Origin of the sequence: Brevibacillus sp. HB1.3, assembly GCF_013186635.1 — a bacterium.
GTDB lineage: Bacteria > Bacillota > Bacilli > Brevibacillales > Brevibacillaceae > Brevibacillus > Brevibacillus brevis_D.
Genome location: NZ_JABMIT010000012.1, coordinates 104,229 through 121,909 on the forward strand (window position 1 = coordinate 104,229; position 17,681 = coordinate 121,909).

The 17,681-nt window shown below is 53.5% G+C and carries 6 protein-coding genes; all 6 read right to left on the bottom strand.

Annotated elements, in window-relative coordinates; all coding sequences use genetic code 11:
• Window positions 1-21: 21 nt before the first annotated feature.
• Genes HPY31_RS23750 through HPY31_RS23775 form a run of 6 tightly spaced genes read right to left on the bottom strand, consistent with a single transcriptional unit; the run spans window position 22 to window position 17,678 of the window.
• Window positions 22-768: a polyketide synthase gene (locus HPY31_RS23750; protein ID WP_172142713.1), complete on the bottom strand. Its 747-nt coding sequence runs from the start codon at window positions 766-768 to the stop codon at window positions 22-24.
• 6 nt (window positions 769-774) lie between these two features.
• Window positions 775-1,539, bottom strand: a complete 765-nt coding sequence (locus HPY31_RS23755; RefSeq protein WP_172142714.1) for an enoyl-CoA hydratase/isomerase — start codon at window positions 1,537-1,539, stop codon at window positions 775-777.
• On the bottom strand, window positions 1,539-2,789 hold the full coding sequence (locus HPY31_RS23760) for a hydroxymethylglutaryl-CoA synthase family protein (protein WP_172142715.1): 1,251 nt from the start codon (window positions 2,787-2,789) through the stop codon (window positions 1,539-1,541). Before HPY31_RS23760 ends, HPY31_RS23755 begins: the two co-directional genes overlap by 1 nt.
• A gap of 24 nt (window positions 2,790-2,813) precedes the next feature.
• Entirely contained in the window at window positions 2,814-4,052 is a 1,239-nt protein-coding gene (locus tag HPY31_RS23765; protein ID WP_172142716.1) for a beta-ketoacyl synthase N-terminal-like domain-containing protein, read from the bottom strand.
• On the bottom strand, window positions 4,030-4,272 hold the full coding sequence (locus HPY31_RS23770; RefSeq protein ID WP_172142717.1) for an acyl carrier protein: 243 nt from the start codon (window positions 4,270-4,272) through the stop codon (window positions 4,030-4,032). Before HPY31_RS23770 ends, HPY31_RS23765 begins: the two co-directional genes overlap by 23 nt.
• On the bottom strand, window positions 4,269-17,678 hold the full coding sequence (locus HPY31_RS23775) for an SDR family NAD(P)-dependent oxidoreductase (RefSeq protein ID WP_172142718.1): 13,410 nt from the start codon (window positions 17,676-17,678) through the stop codon (window positions 4,269-4,271). The genes HPY31_RS23770 and HPY31_RS23775 overlap by 4 nt, the downstream gene beginning before the upstream one ends.
• Window positions 17,679-17,681 lie beyond the last annotated feature (3 nt).

Below are 17,681 nucleotides of genomic sequence, written 5' to 3' on the forward strand. Positions count from 1 at the left end.
CTTACACCCCCTGCCTGTTCGCTATTTACCAAATAAGGACAGAATCTTGTCCCGAACTTCTGTCTGATGGAAGGTTAGCTCATGCATCGCGACTTCTTTCGCAATATAATTCGGGAGCTCGGCTCGCGCCGTCTCAACCAGATGGTCCTTCAAAGCAACCAACGAAAGGCGTGGCTTTTCTGCGAGCTGCCGCGCCAGCTCCAGTGCATGGCTCATCACTTGGTCCCGGGGAAGGACCGTGAAAGGCACGCCTCTCTTCTCCAGATCCGCCCCGCGGTAATTACTGCCACTTAGCAGCATTTCATTGCCCAGGCTCAATCCCAGCTTTCGCGGCAAGATATACGTTGCACCCATTCCCGGTGTGAAGCCGTATTTCATGAAATTGGCCGTATAGACACTCTCACGGCTCATGACGACAAAATCGGCAAACAATCCTATCACAAACCCGCCTCCGATCGCATGACCCTGCATAGCGGATATGACGGGAACCGGACATTCCAATGCAAGACTGTAAATGTTGCTGTCCGTAAATTTCAGTTGCCCTTCGAAAATGGCAAGCAAAGCTTCTTGCGTCCCGCCGGAAGCAAAATAAGTATCATACCCGGTCAAAATAACGGCTTTATACCGCTCTGTTTCCTTTACAGTTAGGAAAGCATGCGCCAAACCCTTTACTAGGTCGTCGGAGAACGTGTTTTTGTATACGCGGTCCTGCATGGTAATCAGTGCGATACCCGGCTCGATTTCACGCAGCTCTACAACCGGTTGCATTACACATCAACCTTCCCATGGAAATTGGCCTTTATTGACAAAATTATAGATAACTGCGAGCGTATCCGGGTCGGCAAACATGGTTTGATTCGCAGTTATTGCCAGTTCCCTGCCTTCCCGGATTAAGGGCTGCAGCTCAATCATATAGCGTTTGTACTTCGCGACCCCCGCTTTCGGCAGACGCTTCAATCGCAGCAGATGACGGCGCAGTAGCGACTCGCTATCCGGCTCCCAAGCATCGATCAACCCCCAGCGGAGTGCGGTTTCCGCATCGAAGGTCTGCGTCATCAGCGTCATATAATGCGCGCGCTGCATACCCGTTTTTTGAATAAGAAACGGCATTACACAAGCGGGATACAGGCCGAACAGCAGCTCGGACAGGCTGAATTGGGCCGTCCCGTCCGCCAGAACGATATCGCTTGCGGCGATAAAGCCAAGCCCCCCGGCATTTGCCTTTCCCTTGACGTGGGAAAGAACGATGTACGGTCCGGTGCGCATTCTCATCCATAACGCATACAGAGGTTCTGGATTGCTTCGGATGGATCGGCCTTCTGCCATATGGGCGTGAATCTCCTGGAAATCTGCGCCCGTGCAGAATACATGAGGCAAACCTTCCAGCACAACAACCGTCACTTCTTCCTCGCATTGATCCAGCACGTAGCCCAGTTCCTCTACAAGCTGGTCATTGATTGCGTTGTCCGCTTCGGGCTGGTGCAGTCTGATAAAACATACGGTTCCCTGATATCGAACATGTAGCGTCTTAAAATCCATTACAGCCACCTGTAAATCCGATGGAAGTCCCGGATCTCTTCCAGGTAGAGCCGTTGCTCGCCCCGAACAGATACAGGAATCCCTTGCAAGTCCAGCTTCGCGTTACGAGTTCCAAACCGGATGCCATGACCGCTTCTCAGCATCGCTTCATATTCGTCAAAGCCGAGCAGACGGCGCTCCTGCAGACGTTCGCTCAGCTTGAATTTACGCAGTGCCACCTGGCTTTGACTTGTGGCGACACCGCTGTAAAATTCCGAGCAGCAGCCGGAGCCGTACGAATAACAGCCGATCCGCTTGGGCGTATCAAATGTCCCATGCTCGATTAGGCCTGCCAGTGACAGGAAAACGGTGCCGCCCATGATATTGCCGACACGCTGGCAAAATCGAATGCCGGGAAGGACACGCTGATTAAAGTCCGCGTCGATCTCCGGCGCTTTGGCCTTCGCGATTCTTCGCATCATCGTGCGATGCGCGCCCTTCACCATACCGCCGAAGGGAGTATGAAACGCCAAATATTGAAACGTATCCTTATAGTCGGCTTCAGGCACCCGCGATTTGTAGGCCATAAAGGTTTGTTCGCAGCAATCCAAATACGTGGACAGCGACAAATCGGAGTTGCCTGCTTCGCTGTCCGGCATCGGGCGGCACGTATCCATCACTTCATAACCGTAATAACCGCTCGCCCCCGTATCGATTTGGAAGACATACGGTGTATCGCTGACCAAAAGGGCAACAGCTCCAGCTCCCGCGCTTAGCTCTGCATAGGACCAGTCTTCGGTCAGTGAGCTCCCACCCTCAGCCACGAAAAAACGGGATATGTCCGTAGCAATCACCAGCGCCTTGGCTCCCGGGGATGTGCCGGAGAGAATAAAATTAACTGCAGCATGCAGGCCTGCTGTTCCCGAATAGCAGGCCTGCTTGATTTCGTACATCCGGCAGCGGCGGTTTAAGCCGAGATAATGATGAATATACGTGCTCATTGATTTACCGAAATCGATACCGGATTCCGTGCAGGTAATCACCAGTTCGATCCGGTTCCGCTCTTCTTCAGACAGCGAATCCACGATCGGCTTCGCTGCATTGACACCGAACGTAATAGGGTCCTCGTAAGGCAAGGCAACGGTTTTCTCGAGCATCATCAGATTCTCGAACCGGGCATTATCCAATTGGCGTCTTGCTGCAAGTTCCGGGACATCCAGAAAAGCAGTGCCGCCAAAAACATTCATCGCTTCTATTCCAACTTGAGTCAAGGCCATTCTCCTTCTCCGTTCGTTTTAAAGCTTTTGCAGTGTGACTGCTGTATTCATGCCGCCAAAGCCCATGCTGAGGCATAAAGCACGAGAAATGGAGTGCGTGACGAATTGTTCCTTCACCCAATTGAACGACTCGTCAACCGGAAACTCCAGATTTCGCGTCGGATGAAGGCGGGAGTTACGCATCTGAAGCAATACCGCAACAATTTCCACGGCTCCTGCCGCACTGAGGCCATGGCCTGTTATGGATTTAGTCGCATTAATGTAGGCATGCGACAATCCGCTGTCTTTAAGTGCGCGCAGCTCCGTTTCATCACCGATCGGAGAGCCCGTTCCATGCGGATTGACGTAGTCGATGTCGGCGGCTGAAATGCCGGCCCGGCGAAGAGCTTCGCGAATCACGCGCATTTCTCCCTCGTAGGACGGATTCGGATTTCGGTTGCCGTCCATCGCGATCGCCGTGGCGGTAATGGCCGCATAAGGACGAACCCCTCTCTTACTGGCAAAAGACGCGCGCTCAATGACGACAGCAGCGCAGTTTTCCCCGTAGATAAAGCCGTCTCGGCCGCGATCAAATGGTCGACAGGCCAGATCCGGTCTGTCGGCATATTGATCGGAGCCCATTGCGCCCAGACTGCGAAAGGCGGCAAGCTCCATGTAGGAAAGGTCGGCCAATGCCCCGACTGCGATGCAAGCATCGACTTCCCCGGAGCTAACAGCTTGAACAGCTTGAGCGATAACAGCCTGACCGCTTGCGGATGCGCCTCCCAATGTAAACGCAAATCCGCGAATCCCAAACTGCTCCGTGCAAAGTCCGCATAAATCACTGTCCATGTACGTCATCGCATAAGTAGGCCTCAGAAACGAAGGACGTTCCGAATACGAGGCATAGGCTTGGAGAGCCTCCCGCTGCTGTAAGTTGGAACCGCCGATAATGAGACCGATACGCTCTGGCTCAACCTGTTCCAGAACTGCATCCTCCCAAGCCTCATGCATCGTTGCCATCGCAGCCTGTCCGGAGAAGGAAGCCGTTCGCAGCAGCCGTTTAGAAAGACGTTCCGTTATAACCAGCGATTCGATCTCCGCTCCAAGGAAAGAAGAGCTGCCTTTTTGGCGACCTGGACGGTTCAGCACAGCAAAGGCTTGCCGGCCGTCAAGGAGGGCTGCCGCGAAGGCCGCCTGTCCTTGACCAATGGCCGATGTGATGCCGATGCCTGAGATGACGATATCGTCCGACCTACAGCTTGCCCAAGAACCCATCGGCCAGTTCCCCTATACTTGACAATCCAATAAACTGCGATCTTTGAGTCTGCAAAAGCGACAAATCCTCCATCACCATCGAAATTAGATCCGCGCGGTCGATGGAGTTCAATCCGAGATCCGAAAGCCGGTCCTCCGGCCTCAGTTCCCGTCCCTCCAATTCGGGGACGATCTCATACAAATTTTTTATGATAAGGGCTGTTATTTCTTGTCTGTTCATTTCCGTTCCTCCTCAAGGATAAGACGACTGACGTAATCGTTAGCCTCATGAATGTCCAGCCTACCGCTTTCCACTTGCTGTAAAATGTCATCCAGCAGAAGCGGAGAACGTACGGTTTCTTGTTCCGGGGAAGCGCCTTGCCCCCGGCTCAGCTCGGAACTCAGGTACGCCGCGAACTGTCTGATCGTCGAATAGTCATATATTTTCGTCGCCGTGATGCTCGTGCCGTATTGCTTATTAACCGCCTTGATCCATTCGACGCCGACAATCGAATCAACCCCGATGTCCACGAATTTGATTTCAGGATCAATCTCGTCAGGCTGCATAAACATGGCCTCCGCCATGCTCTGGACCAATTGTTCTTCCAGTACCTCCAAGGAAACACCGTTGTTTGGAGGGGGCGTCCTTTCTTCGGCAGGGCTCTCATGTTCGGCTGCCGTAAGTGCCGCCGTTTGCTTCGGCAACTGACTTACGTGATCGTAATCGTGTTCTGCTTCTGCTTCCGCTTCGGTCCCAACCGAAGCAGCCTTCTCAGCGATTACGCCGTGCAAATAGTCGGCAAATTCGCTTAAAGTCGAGTAATCGTATATTTTGGTCGCCGTAATGGATACGTCATACTTCTTATTCACTGCTTTGATCCATTCCACGCCGATAATCGAGTCCACGCCGATTTCGATAAACTTTCTCTCTGGGTCCAATTCGTCCCGCTCCATAAACATCGTATCGGCCAAGCTCTCGGCCAGCTGCTCAGTCAACACGTCGAGCGATATGCGCTGCTTCGATACCCCGTCGATCTTCTTCAATTTAATCGGCGGTAGCTGCAGCGAGTGTCCGCTTCCGTGATCGATTTGATCGGGAATGTTTGATAGCGGCCTTAACGTAATTGTCTCCAACGCTTCCCGGTCCATCATTTGAGCCTCATGAATATGAACGTTTGGAGCTGGAACTGGAGCAGGTTCGCTTACATATGTTCCTGCGGATTGCTGTCCATTGCCGCTAATGTTATACCAGCATTTTTCTTCAGCAAACGGATACGAAGGCAGGCTAATACGTCTCTGTGCCGTTTTGCCGTAGACAAGCCGCCAATCGAAATCAATGCCGCTCACCCATAAAGACAGAAGCGGCTCAAACTTCTCAGAAGCAAACCATCCCAGCCAGGTTGATTCATCCGGCGCTCCGGCCTGTAGCTCAGACAGTGCCGCGCCTGACTTCGCCCTGCCGAGGTGCAGCTTCTCCATTCGGCCGTTCTCAGCAATCGCCTGCAACCCGCGTTTTAGCTCCAGAACCGAAGAAACGGCCATAGCCGCTCGTTCTTCCATCGCCTCACGACCCACCTGAAGGGTATAAGCCGCATCAGACAAGTTATCATCCGTAATCTGCCGCATCGCTATTGCATTCAAATAGCGAGAAGCCAATCGTTTCAATCCCTCTTTGTTCGGCGCGGACAAAACAATCGGAACGGTCCTCCCGGCCTGATCGGCCGAATGTACCGCTGCGGTCGGATTGTATTCTTCCACGATTAAGTGAGCATTGGATCCTCCCGCGCCGAATGAAGAAATGCCCGCTATGCGCGGCATTTCCCGCTTTTCTCCGCCTGCTTCGACGACGGGCCGCTTCCATTCCTCCAGCTCCTGCTGCACCCTAAACGGTGTATCCGTGAAGACGATATTCGGGTTCAGCTTCTCGGAATGAAGCGATGGCGCCAGCTCTCCGTATTTTAACTGCATCAGAACCTTCGTTAAGCCCGCAATTCCCGCTGCGCTCTCGCAGTGACCGATGTTGGATTTTACGGAACCGATCGCACAAACGGATGTCGGAAGGGAACCCGATTTCCATGCATCACTTAAACCCTTTATTTCGATGGGATCGCCAAGCGCCGTACCGGTCCCATGCGCTTCGATATAGCTGATCGCGCCCGGATCAATGCCCGACTTCCGGATCGCCCGCTCGATCACACTTGCCTGCGCTTTCGGATTCGGAACCGAGTAGCCGTTCGTCTTACCGCCATGGTTGACGGCTGAGCCTTTAATGACACCGTAGATGCGGTCTTTATCGGCAATGGCTCGTGACAACGGCTTTAACAGAACAGCGCCAACGCCTTCGCCCGGCACGTAACCGTCGCCTCCCTCACCGAAGCTCTCGCACCGACCTTTGCTCGACGCGAATTTTCCTTGCGAAAGCGCCAAGTACTTATTCGGATGAATAGAAAGGTTTATACCCCCTGCTATAGCTGCATCGCATTCTCCCTCGCGCAGACTTTGGCAGGCCAAATGTATCGCGGTGAGCGAAGATGAGCACATCGTATCGATAGCCAGACTCGGTCCATGTAAATTGCAAAAATACGATACGCGGTTCGCAATCGATGAAGCGCTGCCAGACAGCGCCATCGGCCGGCCCCGAACCGTTTCTTCCGCACCATAAAGCTGATATTCCTCGTACATGACACCGACATAAACGCCTACATTACCGCCAAGACCGGACGAATCGAGCTGCTGCAGGTCCTGCCTCGTGTATCCGGCATCCTGCAACAGTTCGTACGTGCACTGTAGAAACAATCGCTCCTGAGGATCCATAAACGCCGCTTCTTTGCGCGAAATGTGAAAGAACAGCGGATCGAAGCGATCCACCCCTTCCAGGAAGCCTCCCCATTTGGAATAGGTTTTCCCCTGTTTATCAGGCTCTGCATCAAAGATCGCCTCATGATTCCAACGGTCTGCCGGGATTTCGGTGATGCTGTCGACGCCGTTCCGGATATTGTGCCAAAACGCCTCCACATCTCTTGCTCCCGGATAACGTCCGGCCACCCCGATAATCGCGATATCCTCCGGCCGCCATTCGGTTGTAGATCCAGCTCCTACCGATTCAATATCGTTTTTGCTGGTAGGCGGTTCTGCTTTCTCTACAGCATGGCTGTCATGACGCGAAAGACCGGCGCGTTCAGGGATGGATGCTGCCGGTACGAACGAAGAACCTTCCTCCAAGCCCAAGACAGCAGGCAGACGGCCGAGGTGAGCACGCATCAAATAGCCGGCCAACTCCCTGATCGTCATATATTCAAAGAATAGCGATTTGGACAACGTTCCGAATGATTGCTCCAGACTCGTTGTCAACTGCATGATGGTCACTGAATCGACACCATATTTCTCGAACGGCGTATCCTCATGCATCCGCTGAATAGGCAGCTTAATTACCGCCGATACAAGCGATTTCAAGTACGCGATGGTTCTCTGCTCCAGCTCATCCTGCGGAAGGGCTGGAATGCCGTCAGTCTTTACAGGCTGCTGCACGACAGCTGCCGGTCGAGCTTGAGCCTGCGGCGGAGACTGACTCCCGGCCGTCAAGGTAGCCCGTATGCGGGAAGGATCTCCCGCTATCGTCAGGACATGGTCCGCTGATGATGCTGCTGCGGCATATAAAGCGTGCAACCCGCCGACGGTTTCGAGCACAGACATCCCGGTCAGCCTGTTCATCATGGAGAGCGTTTCCTCATCGATCTGCATGCCACCCTTCTCCCAGAGCGGCCATGCGATTGAGCAAGCTTTGCCCTTGCGATGTCCTGAAGCCGTAAGATCGTTCCGATGCGCTGCGAACGCGTCCATAAACCCATTGGCGGCTGCATAGTCGGCTTGACCGAAATTGCCCAGCGTTCCGGCAAGAGAGGAATAAAGCAGCATAAAATCGAGATCCATATGCCTCGTTGAACGGTCCAGATGAATAAGACCGGCCACTTTAGCGGCGAATACCCGATCGATATCTATTTCCGTTTTTTTCAAGATGAAGCTGTCTGCTCGAGTGCCTGCGCAATGAATGATGCCGGACAAACCGCCATAACGAGCTTCTATCCGTTCGATTGTTTCTTGGATGGCGGAAGCGTCGCTGATGTCCAAGCTGCAGTACTCTGCATGGGCTCCCGCCGCTTTCAATTCGTCAAGATGCTTCTGTATTTGTTCATCATGAGCGGAGCGCCCCGTTAGGATCAGGTTCGCACCCCTAGTTCGCGCGGCGGCATCTCGCGCAGCGATCATCCCAAGCTTGCCGCAGCCGCCTGTGATCAGATACGTGCCGTTATGTTTCCAAGGTACCGGAACCCCTTTTTTATCTTCCATTTCCACAAGCCTTTGAACATAACGATTACCGGCTTCATAACGAATAACGTCATCCTCCGGTTCAGACCCATTCTCGTCGATAATCCCGGCAATGACAGGGCCTACCGAATCCTTACCCAGTAAAATTGTCTGCCCGACGACACCCGGATGTTCAAGAACAGCGGTCTTCAGCATTCCACTTAAACCAGCCATGACACGCTGATTGTCGTTATTCGGGAGCACCAATTGAATCAGAGTCCTGCCTTCCGTACCATGAAGTGCGGATTGAAGCTGTTTCAGCATCCGTTTGGCATAAATCGTATAACACGACGCCAACGTCATATTTTCCAGGCCGTCGCCTAATAGATGAACCTCTGCCCCGTCCCCCTGTTGCATGAGTTGATCCGCAAGCGAGCTGTCCGATCCACCCAGCAAGACGATCCGCCTGGTATAAGTCACCGTGTTCTTCCCCGTATGGCAAGGCTTCCGTTCCCATATCGGCTGGAACAAAAGCGTTTCCTTAGGGGTTGCAACAGGTTGATCACGAACCTCTTCACGGTCAATCCGTCTGGATGTCAATCCTCTCATCCGTACACGAACGATTCCGGTGCTGTCGATAAGCTCGATATCCAGCTTGCGAATCGGGCTCTCCGGTAGAAGATCGCTGCTGAACCGGATCCATGCCCACATCTCTCCTGAACATGGGCCAAGGATGTCCAATTCCTCCAGCGCAAAAGGAACGATTGGGCTCACGGATTGCGGCTGCCCCTCCGTTGCTTCCAGAACTTGACGGGGAAACAAGCCGATCGTTGCCTGGAAGACGGAATCAATCAAACTCGGATGAAGCACATAATCATGCGGCATGCCAGCTGCTTCCGCCGGAACAAACACGTTCGCCAATGCTTGAGCGTTGCCGGTATAGATACTTCTGATCCCTCTGTTGCCGGGTCCATACAAAAGTCCGGCTGATTCGAATGCCTGATAGCACTGCTCGGCTGACAGCTTCGGCCCGCTGCATTGTGCCGTTATGACTTCAATATCCATAATCGGGCTCTCTTCGGGCTCCTGAAGCGATACCGTTGCCGTACAATACAAGGTCTCATTCTCGTCTTCGTCCTGATTGGTAAAGACCTCGCATGCCAATTCTTCGCCTTCCTTACGGAGCCGAATATGCACCTCGGAGGATGCATTGTTCATGACAAACGGTTTTCTCCATACGATCTGATGAAGACGAGTGCCTCCCGGACTTAACAGCTTGCCGGCTGCAGCCTCAGCGGCTGCGCGAATCATTTCGAGGTAAGCGGCGCCCGGCATAACCTTATTCCCATCCACAACATGATCGCTCAGGAAATGCTCCTTACCGGTAAACAGCGAACTGAAACGCAGCTGCGACACTTCCGATGTATTCCGGTGTAGCAACGGATGAAGAGGCTTCCCGCCCTCTCCTTCCCGAGCAAATAGGCTGTCGGTTTCCGGTATCCAGTACCTCTCCTCCGCAAACGGATACGTTGGCAGACTCATCCGGCGTGGAACTGTATCTTCGTAAAGCAGACGCCAATCGATGTTCAGCCCTTTCACCCACAGACCGAGGATCTTCCCAAATTTCCCTTTTCTCATCCATGCCTTGAACGTCTCCGATAAATCCTCGTCTGTCCGCCACATTTGCATCAGTTCATTGGTCTGGATGTGACCGCGGAAAACGTTGTCCCGTTCTTCGCGATCCGCTACATAAGCAAGCAGCTTATTCTCCAGCTCCTCGACCGAACCGACCAGCATCGCCAGCCGTTCCTCCATCGCTTCCCGGCCCACTTGGAGGGTGTAGGCAAGATTCTCCAGGTTTATGTGTTCACTGCCTTGATCGCGTATGAAGGACAAGAGACGCTGCGCAACGAGCTGTAGACGCTCTTCGTCGCGCGCTGAAAGTACAATGATAGCCGGATCGTGCCTATGGTATGTCTGCTTTTCGCCTGTCACATGTTCTTCTGAAATATATTCTTCGATAACGAGATGCCCGTTGGAGCCTCCCGCCCCAAAGGAAGAGAGTCCGGCAATTCTCGGAAGTTCCCTTATGGTCCCGTCTATGGTCAGAGCAGGTCGGTTCCAGGCCTCCAACGTCCGCTGTACCACAAAAGGTGATTGTTCGAAATCGATGTTCGGATTGAGCTCCTCCGCATGCAGTGACGGCGCCAGTTGACCGTATTTCATCTGAAGCAATACCTTCGTCAAACCAGCAATGCCTGCTGCGCTTTCGCAATGGCCGATGTTCGATTTGGCCGAGCCGATCGCACAAAAGCGAACGTCGGCCGTATGGGCGCGGAAGGATTGGCTCAAACCCGCGATTTCAATCGGATCGCCTAGCGAAGTGCCCGTGCCGTGTGCTTCGATATAGCTAATGGTTCGCGGATCAATACCGGCATCCTTGATTGCCTCGCCAATGACATCGGCCTGCGCAGCCGGACTGGGTACCGAATAGCCGTTTGTTTTGCCGCCGTGGTTGATGGCCGTTCCCTTGATAATGCCATAAATGAGATCGCCGTCTGCAATTGCATCCTCGAGCGGTTTCAACACAACCGCACCTACCCCTTCGCCGGGTACGTAACCGTCGCCGTCTTTCCCGAAGCTTTCACAGCGGCCTTTGCTGGAAGCGAATTTACCTTGGGAAAGGAAAATGTATTTATTCGGGTGGACGGATACGTTGACTCCGCCAGCCACGGCAACACGACTTTCCCCTTGCCGCAAGCTTTGGCAAGCCAGATGAATGGCTGTCAGCGACGAGGAACACATCGTGTCCACCGCCATGCTTGGTCCTTTGAAATCGCAGAAGTAAGAGACCCGGTTTGCAACAGACGAGGGATTACCGGATAGTGCAATTGGCTTCCCTCGAGCAGTCAACTCCGCGCCATATAGCTGATATTCCTCGTTCATGACGCCAACGAATACACCAACCCGCTTCGTCTTCCCTTGCCCCTCGGCAACGAGCGTTTCCCGTGTATATCCGGCGTCTTCGATCGCTTCATAGACGCATTGCAGAAACAATCTTTCCTGCGGGTCCATGATCTCGGCTTCACGTGGCGATATATGAAAGAACAACGGATCGAAGCGGTCGACGCCCTCCACAAATCCGCCCCACTTCGTATACACTTTCCCCGGCTTACTCTTATCCGGGTCATAGTAGACGCTGTGATCCCAGCGGTCGGGCGGAATTTCGCTGATGCAGTCCTGACCGTCACGAAGCTTCTCCCAAAATTGTTCAACATTTTTAGCGCCCGGATAACGGCCGGCTATGCCGATGATCGCAATATCGTGTACACGACTTCCGTCCCGTGCTTCTGTCGGCCGCTTGGATATCGGACGTGCAGCTTTGCGGCGTGCTTCCTTTGGCTTCGGTAATACGGGAATAGGACTCATGGAATCTTCCGCCGTCATTTTAGCGCCAACTAACTCGGCCAAACGGAACCGATGATGTTCGATGAAAAAAGCCGCCAGTCGACCGATGTTCGGGTATTCGAAAAACAATGTTTTCGACAGAGAACCGAAGACTGCTTCCAGTCGGCTAGTGATTTGCATCACCATGACGGAATCGAGGCCGTACGTTTCCATCGGAGCTTCCGGGTCCATCCGGCTGGCGGGCGTGCCCGCCACGGAGGATATCAAATTCGTCAAGTACGCGACTGCTTTCTCCTGAAGCGCATCACTTTGATCCCAAGCGGACGGCTCTTTTATGCCGCTTTCGAAAGCCTGCGCCTTCCCTTCGTTCTGTGCCATCCGCATAAAGGAACGTAACGTTTCTTTCTCACCGTCGATCACGGTGATTTGCGATTTTCCGGCAGCCAAAGCCATGTAAAACGCTTGAATGCCCGTGCTGCTTGCCATTGCCCGCATGCCGCTCTTTTGCTTCAACAGCTTCGCCGTCTCGGCATGAACCTGCATGCCGCCTTCTTGCCACAGCGGCCAACAAATCGACAATGTGCGGCCATACCGTTGTCCAGCTTCCGCTAACTCGTTTCGGTAGGCAGCAAAACGATTCAGAAACGCGTTGGCGGCCGCATAATCAGCCTGAGCGGGATTACCTATTACACCTGCTAAAGCCGAGAAAAGCAGGAAGAAATCCAACGGAATATGACGAGTCGCATCATCCAGATGGACCGTTCCGGATACTTTTGGCCGAAGGACCTGCTGAAGTTCAACAGCGGACTTCTTCTTCATATACGCATCTTGAATAACACCGGCGCCGTGCAGGATCCCGTTCAATGTACCGTATTTGCGGCAAATCTCTTGGATCAGCGTTTCCACTGCCTCCAGGCTACCGACATCCGTTTGCCTGTATTCCACCGTCAGCCCTCGATTGATTAATTGCTCTATCCGTTCACGCTTGCTTTGGTCCAGCGCTGATCGTCCCGCAAGGATCACGGCAGCGCCGCGGGTCCTTCGCGCAATTTCTTCCGCAAACAGCACGCCAAGCCCGCCTGTTCCCCCGGTTATGAGGTAAACGCCGCCATCCTTCCAAGGAACGACTGCAGACGGCTCGGGAACCGTACGCATCTCACGCCAGCGCAAAGTGCTCTGCTGCTCCCTATTCAATCGGATGTGCTGCCATTCTGGGTGCTTTGCGTACGCCGCTAGTAATTGGGCGAGGTGCTGCTCACTCGACTGAGTTTCAAGCTCGATCAGCTGGCCAGCTATTCTCGGCTCTTCCATGGCCGCTGTTTTGAGCATCCCCGACAACCCCGCAGCCAATTGCTGTTGATCGGTATAGCCGATAAGCAGCTGTATCATAGTGGAGCGGTTATCCTGCAGCACTTCCTGTACGATACCGAGCAGCTGTTCTGCATAAGCCTGGTAACGCAGGTCGATCTTATCCCGATGTTCGGTCTGCAGGGCGATGCACCGGACGTCATCCCCCTGTCCTTCGATTTCCTTCATAGCGAAGGCACATTCTTCAGTAGCGACGACAATTCGGCGCTCATATCGGTGCACAGCTTCGTTTGAACCTATAGAGTCCTCCGCCGTTTCCCATATCGGCTCGAACAACAACACTCCCTCATCGGAGTGTGCGTTTGCTTGTACCGGGCGGGCAGCATACCCTTTGATCCTTACGCATAAACGGCCCTGAGCGTCAACCAAATCGATATCAATCTTCTTAATGCCGCCACGCAGCCCCGAATCGTGACTGAATCGCAAATACGCCCACATCTCGGCATCCATGGCATGTACGATATCGAGCGTTTCAATAGCGAAGGGCAGAAGCGGGCTTAAACGAAGACTGCCATCCAATGGGCTTACGTCATTTTCTCCGACTACAAGACCAGCCATCGATTGAAGTGCGGCATCCAGCAGACCGGGATGCATCGTAAAAAGCTCCTCGCTCCCTTGATCAGCAAGCATCGACAGCTTTGCCAGCGCAGTCTGTTCTCCAATATGAAGCTGCTCGATGCCCTTGTGGGTGATGCCGTATTGAAAGCCTATTTGTGCAAACGCCTCGTAGCATGCTTCCGACGAAACCGTATGGCGGCATGCCGCTTGCGCCTCCCTTACATTCAGTCGCTCCTCTAGCGTGGCGGCCATCCACCTTCCCGAACCTTGAAAATGAACAACTGCTTCTTCCCTGTCTTTATCCCCCGACAAGCTGTATACCTCAAACGTAATTTCCTCATTCTCTCCGGAAGCGAGCGCAATGTGAAGAACAACAGGTTCATCCCGTGCAATGAAGGGTTGTACCCATCCAACATGCTTCAGCTGCAGGATTCGTCTGTCGTCAGCAGCCGATTCAGTAGCAAGCCGTACAGCTGCATGAGCCATTTCCAAGTAAGCGGAGCCGGGAAAAATCTTCTGGCCGTTTAGCACATGGTCCGTGAAGAAGGGCTCATCGCCCGTGAAAACGGAGCTGTACCGCTGCTCCGTAAGCGTCGACGTATTGCGGTGCACCAGCGGATGAAGAACTTCCGATTGCTGCTGTTCATACCGCTTCACCGACTTACTTACTCCACTAATCGGCACCCAAAATCTCTCCCGTGCAAACGGATACACCGGCAATGAAATCCGTCTGTATTGACTGGCAGTAAACAGCTTGTCATACTCCAGCTCATAGCCTTGCTGATACAAGCCGGCAATCCTTTCTAACACCTCTCGCTTATCGCGCTCTGAATTACGCCATTCCATGATGTACGCCAGACCCTCGTTCTTCCTGATCGCATTCTCCTGCCGTTCCCATTCGTGCACGACCGACGCAAAGATGCCCGGCGCGCTCCCCTCAAGGAGCCAGCGGTTCAGCACTGCGACAAGAGCAGTAACATCCTGAATGATACAGGCCAGCCGATGCGGCAAATGCTTACGTCCGATCAGCAGCGTATAACTCATATCCCCAATATCCGCTTCGGGATGCTTGCCGCAGTAAGCGATAAGCTGCTCCGCCTGCTGACGCAGCTGCGCGTCGGACTGCGCCGACAGCACCAGCAAATGACTGCGCGTTGGCCTTGGCTGACGATCGATCGACGGCGCTTCCTGAAGGACCATGTGCACATTCGTTCCGCTGAAGCCGAATGAACTGATCGCCGCGAATCGGCTTTCACCCGGCTCAGCAGGCCATTCCTTGAGCTGGGTGTTAACGTAGAAGGGGCTTCCTTCCATTCGGATATTCGCATTGCCCTTCTGATAATGAAGGGATGGCGGAAGCTTTTTATGTTTCAATGACAACATCAGCTTGATCAACCCCGCAATGCCCGCAGCAGCGATCGTATGGCCGATCGTTGTCTTGATAGATCCAATCGCACAGTATTCCGTTTTGGCTGTGTAATGTCTAAATGCGCGCGTCAACGCCTCATGCTCGATGGGGTCGCCAAGCTTGGTACCGGTGCCGTGTGCTTCTACCAGTTGAATGCGCCCGGGATCGATGCAGAATTGTTCATACACTTCGCGCTCGAGCTCTTCCTGTGCAGCGCCGCTCGGTGCCGTAATCCCGTTGGTCGTGCCGTCCTGGTTCATGCCCGATCCGGCAATGACACCGTAGATATGGTCGCCGTCCGCAACTGCATCGCTTAATCGTTTGAGAACAACCGCACCGACACCCTCGCCTGGAACAAAACCATCTGCCCGTTCATCAAACGTATAACAGCGCCCGGAAGCAGACAGCATGCCTGCTCGCTGTGCACTGTCGTGGAAAGCCGGGGTAGACTGAATGAACACACCCCCGGCCAAGCTCATATCTGTCTCCCGCGCCCATAGTCCCTGACATGCAAGATGAACGGATACGAGTGAGCTGGAGCAGGCGGTATCAACTGCTATCGCCGGTCCTTTCAGGTTCAAATAATACGAAATTCGAGCAGCTACGATAGAACCGGCATTTCCCCACATCGCCTGCGCCGGGGGATTGTCGCCGATCAGCTGCATATAATCGCCGATATTGTACCCCACATAAACGCCGCACCGGCGGCCTTCCATTGCCGATCCGGCATAGCCGGCGTCCTCCAGCGCTTTCCAGGACTCCTCCAGAAACAACCGCTGCTGAGGGTCCATGTAAACCGCTTCCGTTCCAGAAATATGAAAAAAGTACGGGTCGAACTGGTCATAATCGTCAAGTAAGCTACCAAAGCGAACGATATTGGAGTCCGACTGCTTCCATCGCGTGATTTCCCCGACCAAATCCGTTCCACTGGCCAAATGCTCCCATAATTCTTCCATGCTACGGGATTTGGCAAACCTTCCGCTCATGCCGATGATGGCAATCGGCTCCTTATGAGCCGGGCCCCGGACTGGTGCATCCGCTTTCTGAAACGCAGGAGGCGTTTCCATTTCGTTCGTTCCGCAGTCTGCCTCCTGTAAGCTTTCGCCCTCAGAGTTCGACCTAGCATCCGCCTGCGGTGTTATGCGGTCCGCAGCTCCGAAGACCCGGGAAACGGCTTCGCCGTGCTCAGCCAGCAAATAGCCTGTAAACTGATTAATCGAGCTGTATGTAAACAGAACGGTCGTCGGCAGCTCCAGTCCAAGCTCCCCATTAACCAATTGGATTAAGTGAACACCCGTAATGGAGTCCAGCCCGTAATCGGCAAAAGCATGGTTCGGAGCGATCTGATCGCGGTCAACCTTAAGTGCTGTCGAGATGTGATTTCTAAGCATGAGCTTGACAGCTTGCATGTATCTGTCATTGTCCTGAGGAGTCCAATCCACTTTCGGTTCCACTTTTCCGGTATCATCTGCCGTTGTGGAGGCAATCATCGCCGCAGCGGTATCCATAGTCGACCCGGTTCGTTTTGCTGATGATGTACCGGATTTTCGGACAACGCCATCGCTCTGGCAAGAGATAATCTGCTGTCCCAAGCTCCGAGCTGCCTGCGCCGGGAAATAAACCGACTGGTACCCCTCCTGCTTCAAAACTTTCGTCCAAGTCTCTGAAGTTAAGGCGGGCGAACCCGGAATGCGCAGCCAGTCGTCCTCATAGAGCCACCAGCCATCCAGAAGACCGAATGTCAGGTGAGCGAAGAGTGTGTTGTGGCTCATCTCATTTAGCAGCAATAAACCATTTTTTTTCAGTGCAGATTTAACGTTGCGTAGCGTAAGCCGAATATTTTTTGTTGCGTGCAACACATTTGACGCGATGACCATATCGAATGTGCCGGGCGAAATCCCCTGTTCCGCCAAGGGCTCTTCAACGTTGACGATCCGGCAGCTTAAATAGGGAACTGACGGTCCGTATTGTTCTTGTGCATGAATAAGAAATGCTTTCGATAAGTCGCTGTAAACGTACTCCGCTATCTGTTCCCGATAAGGCTCCAGCTTGCGGAAGACCATCTCGCTCGTACCGCCCGTTCCCGCTCCCAGCTCAAGAATGCGCATCCGTTGCCCTTGATCCAGACTTTTTACATATGCGGCCGCTGTATTGGCCAACACCTCGTTAAAATAATCCGATACCGGATTATGTTTATAGATGCCTTCGACAAGCTTCATCGAGCCGTTTGGAAACAGAACGTCAGTGGCGGCGGTCCGGCCGGTCAATATCGCTGGAAGCGCCCGAAGCGCCGTTTCCAACAGGTTGACTTGGGCATGTAAATTAGGATTGCCCAGCCATTCCTTCTTGGCGACCGCCCACTCTTCCCACACCTCGTTCAGATGAACAGGAGGAGATGCTTTCGCAAGGCCCTGTCCTTGTGGCAGCCTGATATACCCCTGTTCGGTTAGCTGTGTCAGACTCTCTTCAAGCCAGCTTCCGTAGCGCGAATGCACCTTGGCCTTCAGAGCGTCCAGGTCAAACGGATGCTGTGTAAACTGTCCGAGTTCCCACAGCTGCCCCCACAGCAATTTATAGGTTAACGCGTTTAATTGATCCAAGAC